The organism is Bacillus seohaeanensis (genome assembly GCF_042684945.1).
Classification (GTDB): Bacteria; Bacillota; Bacilli; order Bacillales; family Bacillaceae_B; genus Rossellomorea; species Rossellomorea seohaeanensis.
This window is the reverse complement of the sequence record NZ_JBHUMF010000027.1, coordinates 1-7,157: the sequence shown is the minus strand read 5'-3', so window position 1 is coordinate 7,157 and position 7,157 is coordinate 1. Positions and strand designations below refer to the sequence as shown.

Sequence of the window (7,157 nt, the reverse complement as noted above, 5' to 3'; positions counted from 1 at the left end):
ACGAGGGAATTCTATCGAGATTTTTATGTTTTGTCTATTGCCAAGATTGTTTTTCAACAGTATGAGAAAAAGAACTGGCAATCGCCAGTTCTTTTTCTTTCGCTACAATGTCCCTATTATCTATTTTTCTTTAGTAAAACCATAAATGCGTATGGTACAATACCGAACCACCTAAAAAGAAATGGTGCTTTTTCCTTTTTACGTTGACTTCGAATTGTTTTTCGTTCTTGAGGAGACATATTATAATGCTGCACAAATGTTTGCGTAATAAATTTGATATATTCATTTACAGACATGGAAAACACCGCCTTCAATTAGGTTGCATTAACATAGGTTATTTAATATCCATATATAGTGTTTCCAAGCCTGTATAATTATAAACTATGCCTTAGTATCCGAAAACAAAACAAGTATATCTTCAATGACTTGTTCAACTTGTTTCTTTTCTGTGTTGATGATAATATCACTGCAACTTTCATAAAGACTAGCACGCCCCTGAAAGAGTTCGTGGAGCTGTTTTTTATTATTTTGTGAAACAAGTGGTCTTGTTTGATCTTGTTTTAGGCGTTCCCATAACGAGTCAAATAAGCAAGAAAGATAAATAACTGTTCCACTTTCTTTTAGCAGCTCACAATTTTCTCTCTTGCCTACAACACCGCCGCCAGTAGTAATAATCGTATTCTCTTTCCTAGATAACTCTTTCAATACTTCCGTCTCCAAATCTCTAAAAAATTCCTCTCCACATTCCTCGAAAATTTCATTAACCTTTTTACCTTGTTTTTCTTCGAGATACTTATCTGCATCAATTACTGGTAAATTAACTTTTTCACTCAAAGCTATACCTACCGTTGTTTTACCTGCTCCCATAAATCCTATTAAGAAAATCGGCTCCATTTACTCCCATTCCTTTATCTCTTTTGTTTGTTTATTATACACGAAATTGACAGCAGGAAATATCGTAGATTGTCTTTTAAAGGAAAATTCCATTGTCATCACCCCATCTTCTTCTCCTGTTTTATACAAAACAGTCCCAAACTGATTTACAAACTGACCAGTTTTTCCAATATCTCTGTGCATACCAAGATATCTGCTATCAAGTTCACTTATTTCCCTTTCCTTAATCTCTTTAACATTCGCTAAATATTTGTACTTTGCAACAAATATTTGAGTAGCAGCTGTTGTCAATAGTAATACAGCCCCTAAGAAAATAAGTGTATACGGCAGAATAAAACCTTTATTATTACTCTGCATAAACGTCTTCCATTTTGTAATTGTATAAGCGAGACACAGCTTTTTCCCCATTAGTAAACTCTACCTCCATTTGCACTCCGTTTTTACGCATTGAGAAGTTTACTTCATTAATCTTTTGTAACACTATTTCGTGCCCTTTTCTATTTACTCTTCTACGTATAGAGTCTGCATATTTTTCATACAGGACTTCTTTGTTATCTACATAAAATGAAATAGAATCTTCCGCAATCCCCCCCAATGTTGCCCCCCTAAACTCCGTTCGGAAACTATCGCGGAATAGATTCCATTCATAGTATTGAGGAGGAATTAATTTTTCCTCAACGACATGAAGACCTTTCATACAAATAAGAAGACTGAATGAAATTGTTAAAAATATACAGAAGGAAAGAAGCGCTTCAACTAGCGTAAACCCACGAGAATTATTAATTTCTTTCCAAACAAATCGGCACTTTTTCATGAGACATATTATAATATTCTGCACAGATTTCTTCTCCTGCCTTACCTTCTTTCCAATATAATTCATACACTACTCCTTCATGCTTGATTGTTCGATTTATTTTTTCATTATTAATGATCACGTTTTCTAGCTCTTCACTAAGATAGTTTAATGCTTGGACTTCTCTTTTAAGCGCTACCAACTGACTTGTATAGTGCAGCATCCCTGGGAGAAGGAACCCTGTTATGACCAATACCGCACTTAAAGCAACTAAACTTTCTACAAGAGAAAAACCATTAGAGTTCTTGTACATCAAATCTTCCCTGCCCTATTTGCATCGTCAATTTTATAAAGCTGTCTTTTACTTGAAGGTAAAGACTTCCAAACTTATTCGTATTTCCATTTGGGTAGAAGGTTACTTCCTTTAATGAACTATTATGAACAATACTTGTATAGGTAGGTAGTTCCCTAGAAGTAACTACTTCTCCGCTTTCCATATCTTTTGCTGAATACATATTGTTATTGGGATAAAAGGTTAACTTTACCGTTGCTTGATAATTAGAAGAGTAACTTTGGAGGTAATACAAATCTGACTGAATAGACGCAATAAAGGCTTTTTTCTCGATATGGTCTTTTAGAGGAGAAAGCGAAAAAAATGACCAAGATAACAAAGTAGTAAAAATTAACACGACAATTAACGCCTCTATTAACGTGTATCCGTTGTTACGAAGAACTGACCGTAACATTACCTGATCCATCAATGGTAACCTCACCGCCATTCGGGCAAGAAGTGCCTTTGAGGTAATCCTCATCCACTAAAGTTTTCATATTCTGTGGTGCCTTATTATTATCGATTTTATATGCTTCTATTTGTCCTTCCACCATGTGAATAAATGCTTCACAACCTTTCGAATTAATATTATTACTCTGTTTTGTTACATTTGGAATAGTAATAAAAAGTAAGACAGAGATAACTAGTAGCACAATCATCATCTCTATTAATGTAAAGGCTTTTTCATTTTTCAATATTTTTATCATTAGTGTTCCTCCTGGTTTTCGCAATTTAAAATAATAATTTGAGTCAGAACAAAAACCCATAGACCAGTTAAACAAAAGGTGTAAATCATTTCGGAAAAAAGAGGGGGTGCTTGCCTTGTATCTTATATTATTCAGAAATGACTTTACACCTCCTATGCACGGAAACTGGTCGTGAAATATTCCATCACAGTTGTCTTGGTTTTAAACATTTATCATATCCTATCAATGAAATAGTAATTTACATAATGGACTGCATCATTTGAAATAACGGCATCATGATTGAAAAATAGATGCTTAATATAAAGATGCCAACAATGCAGAAAACCACAGGTTGTATATACCCAATAAATCGTTTGCCATCTTCCTCTATTTGTTGCAAACAAATTTTGCTGTAATACTCCAATTCCACTCCTAAGCGGCCATTCATTTGACCATGTTGGATTATATATAAAAGCTCCTTTTGAAAAAATGGAAACTTTCCAACAGCATGCGAGAATGTTTGCCCCTCTTTTAACTCCATCATGATTCTCTTTGCTACTTGTTGAAACAACGGACGAAATTTTTGACTTTGAATAATTTGCAGTGATTCATAAACAGAAACACCGCTGCCTAATAAAAACCCCATTTCTCTAGAGAAAAAATGTGTTTGCATTAATCTATATGGTTTAGAAGCTCCAGGGACTGTAGAAATAAAACGAGCTATTTCTAATGGGGGGATTTTTTTATAAATGTAAAGGACTGTAACAAAGAGCAAAATGAAGATTAAGAACAACCAGAAGCTAATTACCGGGAGCATTTGAATAATGGAAAGAACAATATTGATCGTTGAGGAAGGAGTATATCCGAGTGAACTGTATAACGATTGAAAACTCGGAAATAGTACTTTTCTTAGGAGGACAAGCAAAATAATTACTATCCCTATTAGAATCATAGGATACTGTAAAATTTTAAAAAGTTGTTGTCTATCTTTCTTCTTATTTATCAAATATTTACCTACTTCATAAAATGTTTCTGCCATTTTTCCGTGGTGTTCAGCAAAGTAAATTTGAGCACATACATGATTGGGAAGATTCAATTCTCTTTGCATTACCTCTGATAACGATTCACCATTTTGTAGCCCGGAAAGCAGTTTATTTTTTATGACACCTACGTATTCCTTTTCATCATAAAAAAGAAAATCTATTGCCTCAGATACGGTGTAACCTCTTTGCAACAGCTCTCCCAACCTTTTTATTAATAAACCCTGATCTCTAACTTTCTTCTTGAATCCATTTTTCATACTCTTGTTCTGAAACAAACCCTAATGCCACCCCCTTACTCAGTAATTCTTTAAGATGAGGGTAACGGTAATGAACAGACTCACCATTCGCTTCACGTAAAACGCTATTAAGAGCGCTACCTGTAAGGAGTTCATAAACTGCTGCCCTTTTTCTCCCCTTATTATTTCCACATGCATTTTTACATTGGGTACCACAAAAAGGACAAGTTAAGTTAATAAGACGTTGTGCTGATACGGCTATTAATGTTTGTTCGATTTCATGCCACTGAACACCAAGCTCTAGTAGTCTATAAATAGCCCCTTTTGCATCTCTTGTATGCATTGTTGTTAACACTAAATGCCCACTTAAAGCCGCTTGTATACTTATTTCTGCTGTCTCTCTATCCCGAACCTCTCCAACCATAATAATGTCGGGATCGTGTCTTAGTATTGCTTTTAAGCCTGCCGAATACGTAATGCCCGCCTTTTCATTTACTTGGACTTGCAGTAACGTTTCCTGCTGCCTTTCGACTGGATCTTCTAAGGTAATGACATTTCTATTTAATACAGATGAACAGTATTGAACTAAGGAATAAAGGGTTGTCGTTTTTCCACTATTTGTTGGACCTGTTAGGATAATCATTCCATGAGAGTATTTTGATAATGACAACAGTTTGTTGGCTGCATTAGGATAAAGAGACAGCTCTTGTATTGGAATGCTGTGTTCTTGTGGTAATATTCGAATGACTAAGCTTTCTTTGGAATGTGCCGTTGGAAGTGTAGAAACACGTAGAGATAAAGGAGTATTTTGGACATTCATGGAAAAGGAACCGCTTTGTGGTTTTCGCCTTTCTCCAATGTCCATAGAAGCCATGAATTTCAAATGGGAAACTAATCTTTCTCCTTCATACATGGAAAATTTTTGAAATGGAAGGAGAGAGCCAAATTGTCTAATTTGCATGAAGTAATCTGTTTTCCTTGGAATTAAGTGGATATCAGTAGCTCCTTTCGATAATGTTCTGGAAATGATATCTTCAGCAAGCGATTCAATTGTTGTAATAATATCGTTCCACCACCTTTCTATTGTTCTGTAGTAAAGTATACGACATTATTTTACAAATTCCTTCTCTTTTTTTTATTTTTCACATATTTTTTCTACGGTTATTTTAGCAAACCGCTTTTCAAGATGGTAAAGTAATTTTTCGTCAAGCATTTGCAGTATTTATGTACAATATATAACCAACTGCACATACATTAATTAAGCTTTATGTGCTATACTATAAATGCACTATCTATCTTTACATATTTTATGTGTAGTTATCACGTAATCGTCACAAACTAGCAACAAACAGATATTTACTTTTGTTATGAAATTCATTTATAATAACAAATGATGGACTTAGGGTGCAAAGGAGGGTTACATATGGATCGTATGTACAGAGTTCTTGGATTCTGGACTGGTATTTTCTCTGTCTTTTTCTTTCTTGGCGACATGAAAACTACGTCTTTGATTTTCTTGGGCCAAACAGGATTCTTTATTTTGCTAAGCTATCTGAAATTATCTGAGCGTATGTATATTTATATTTTCGGTGCTTACTTAACAGTATTCTTTGCTGGATTCACGTATTGGACGACCTTTATGATGACGCCGGGTGCAAGTCATTAATAAAAAATTCCCTTTAAGCCACGAGCTTAAAGGGAATTTTTTATTTTTAACTGTACTATACAGACAGGCACTGCTTCACAGAAAATCTCCATCATTTTATACGCGGCCCTCTTTTTTGTTACCAGAAATCCATAAACCATTTGCATATGGATAACTTTTCTCCCGGAACACTCTACGTCTAGCTCCTTGAGAGCTTTTCTATAAAAAAACTTGTTGAAAGTAATCAAGACGCTTACGCATTGGTTCTTTAGAAGCCATTTAAAAATGGGTTAGAATCCATTTCGTTTCCTATCGTTGTCTCCGGTCCATGTCCAGGAAGTACTGCTGTTTCTTCTGGCAAAACCAAAAGGTTGTCATGAATACTTGCAAGTAGTTCCTTATGATTACCGCCAGGAAGGTCTGTTCTGCCGATACTCCCCATAAATAAAGTATCTCCCGCAATCACGGCGTTCATTTCCTTTATATAAAAAGATATACTCCCTGGTGAATGACCAGGTGTAGCAAATAATTCAAGACTAAAGTTTTCGATTTGAAGGGTGTCCTCCGAAGTTAGTACGTAATCGGCTGGTTTAAGCCTTATCATCTCACCCATCATAAACAATTGAGAACCATTTAAGGCAGGATCTAATAACCACTTCGCTTCTTTTTCGTGAACATACAGTGGAATAGAATACCTTTCTCGTAAAACATCTACTGCACCAATATGATCAAAATGTGCGTGTGTTAATAATATAGCGAGTGGCTTCAGTTGTTTATCTTTCAAAAAGGAAATTATTTTTTCCCCTTCCTCACCAGGATCTATTACTAAACATTGATTCTTCTCATTCCAGACTACATAACAATTCGTTTGTAACGCTCCCAAAGGAATTCTCTCCCAATTCATCATACTCCACCTCCGTTGAATCTCTTACCCTATTGTATCATGATTTAGAAACTCATCAAAAAAATGCAGAATATAAACAGTGTGCTATAATGGAAGGGAATAATTTACTAACTCAGTGTTTAGTGGTAAAGCATTGAAGGCCCGCTTTATTGCCATAGAAGTGTCAAATTTTTGACCTCGACAAATTGGTAAAAAAACTATAAAATATCAATGAGTGTATTTGTCTTTCACCTAGAGATTGATCATCAGTAATAGTAAACATGTGATTCAAACCCTATTTACATAGGAATTATTATATTTGTAAATGTTATTTAATAGGGGATTTATGAGAAAGAAAGGAGTCATATAAATGGGTTTTGTCATTATTACAGCATTAACTACATTACTTGCTTTATTCGCTACAGTCAGTGCCTTTAAAAACAAAAATGGTTTAGGAATTGTATTTGCGTTAGCCACTCTTGGTGTATTTGGCTGGTTTACAATTATGACTGTTCTTAACTCCGGTTACCCTGCAGTCCATTAATTTATAATAAAAAAGGAGCCATCTGGCTCCTTTTTTATCACTGTGTTGAAAAAAGATTACGTCAATGAAAATGCCGCAAATTTTTTGTGGCATTTTCTTGTC

12 protein-coding genes are annotated in these 7,157 nt (G+C 34.9%); 2 read left to right on the top strand and 10 right to left on the bottom strand.

Annotation, left to right across the window (positions count from 1 at the left end; all coding sequences use genetic code 11):
• Positions 1-116: 116 nt before the first annotated feature.
• The 9 genes from ACFSUL_RS10845 to comGA form a co-directional block, all read right to left on the bottom strand.
• On the bottom strand, positions 117-296 hold the full coding sequence (locus tag ACFSUL_RS10845; RefSeq protein WP_377935279.1) for a YqzE family protein: 180 nt from the start codon (positions 294-296) through the stop codon (positions 117-119).
• Positions 297-381: 85 nt separating this feature from the next.
• Entirely contained in the window at positions 382-894 is a 513-nt protein-coding gene (locus tag ACFSUL_RS10840) for a shikimate kinase (protein ID WP_377935277.1), read from the bottom strand.
• Positions 895-1,251 carry a hypothetical protein gene (locus tag ACFSUL_RS10835; RefSeq protein WP_377935275.1) on the bottom strand — a complete coding sequence of 119 codons (357 nt, stop codon included), beginning with the start codon at positions 1,249-1,251 and terminating at the stop codon, positions 895-897.
• Positions 1,241-1,732, bottom strand: coding sequence for a competence type IV pilus minor pilin ComGF (comGF, locus tag ACFSUL_RS10830; RefSeq protein WP_377935273.1), 492 nt, complete (start codon positions 1,730-1,732; stop codon positions 1,241-1,243). Before comGF ends, ACFSUL_RS10835 begins: the two co-directional genes overlap by 11 nt.
• Complete coding sequence (locus tag ACFSUL_RS10825; RefSeq protein ID WP_377935271.1) at positions 1,674-2,000, bottom strand: prepilin-type N-terminal cleavage/methylation domain-containing protein; 327 nt, start codon at positions 1,998-2,000, stop codon at positions 1,674-1,676. The genes comGF and ACFSUL_RS10825 overlap by 59 nt, the downstream gene beginning before the upstream one ends.
• Positions 1,984-2,445, bottom strand: coding sequence for a competence type IV pilus minor pilin ComGD (gene comGD / locus ACFSUL_RS10820; protein ID WP_377935269.1), 462 nt, complete (start codon positions 2,443-2,445; stop codon positions 1,984-1,986). The genes ACFSUL_RS10825 and comGD overlap by 17 nt, the downstream gene beginning before the upstream one ends.
• A complete protein-coding gene (gene comGC / locus ACFSUL_RS10815; RefSeq protein ID WP_377935267.1) occupies positions 2,411-2,725 on the bottom strand; it encodes a competence type IV pilus major pilin ComGC in 315 nt (104 codons plus the stop codon). The genes comGD and comGC overlap by 35 nt, the downstream gene beginning before the upstream one ends.
• A 238-nt stretch (positions 2,726-2,963) precedes the next feature.
• Positions 2,964-4,022: a competence type IV pilus assembly protein ComGB gene (gene comGB, locus ACFSUL_RS10810; RefSeq protein WP_377935265.1), complete on the bottom strand. Its 1,059-nt coding sequence runs from the start codon at positions 4,020-4,022 to the stop codon at positions 2,964-2,966.
• Entirely contained in the window at positions 3,976-5,043 is a 1,068-nt protein-coding gene (gene comGA / locus ACFSUL_RS10805) for a competence type IV pilus ATPase ComGA (RefSeq protein ID WP_377935281.1), read from the bottom strand. Before comGA ends, comGB begins: the two co-directional genes overlap by 47 nt.
• Positions 5,044-5,406: 363 nt before the next feature.
• Here comGA and ACFSUL_RS10800 point away from each other — a divergent pair, with 363 nt between their 5' ends.
• Complete coding sequence (locus tag ACFSUL_RS10800) at positions 5,407-5,649, top strand: DUF2626 domain-containing protein (protein ID WP_071411331.1); 243 nt, start codon at positions 5,407-5,409, stop codon at positions 5,647-5,649.
• A 247-nt stretch (positions 5,650-5,896) separates the two neighbouring features.
• Here the strand turns inward: ACFSUL_RS10800 and ACFSUL_RS10795 are convergent, their stop codons facing one another.
• Positions 5,897-6,532 (bottom strand): MBL fold metallo-hydrolase, encoded by a 636-nt coding sequence (locus tag ACFSUL_RS10795; RefSeq protein WP_377935263.1) that lies wholly within the window; start codon positions 6,530-6,532, stop codon positions 5,897-5,899.
• 349 nt (positions 6,533-6,881) lie between these two features.
• On the opposite strand from ACFSUL_RS10795, the gene ACFSUL_RS10790 reads away from it, so the two are divergent.
• Complete coding sequence (locus ACFSUL_RS10790) at positions 6,882-7,055, top strand: DUF2759 domain-containing protein (RefSeq protein WP_071411329.1); 174 nt, start codon at positions 6,882-6,884, stop codon at positions 7,053-7,055.
• Positions 7,056-7,157: the final 102 nt, after the last annotated feature.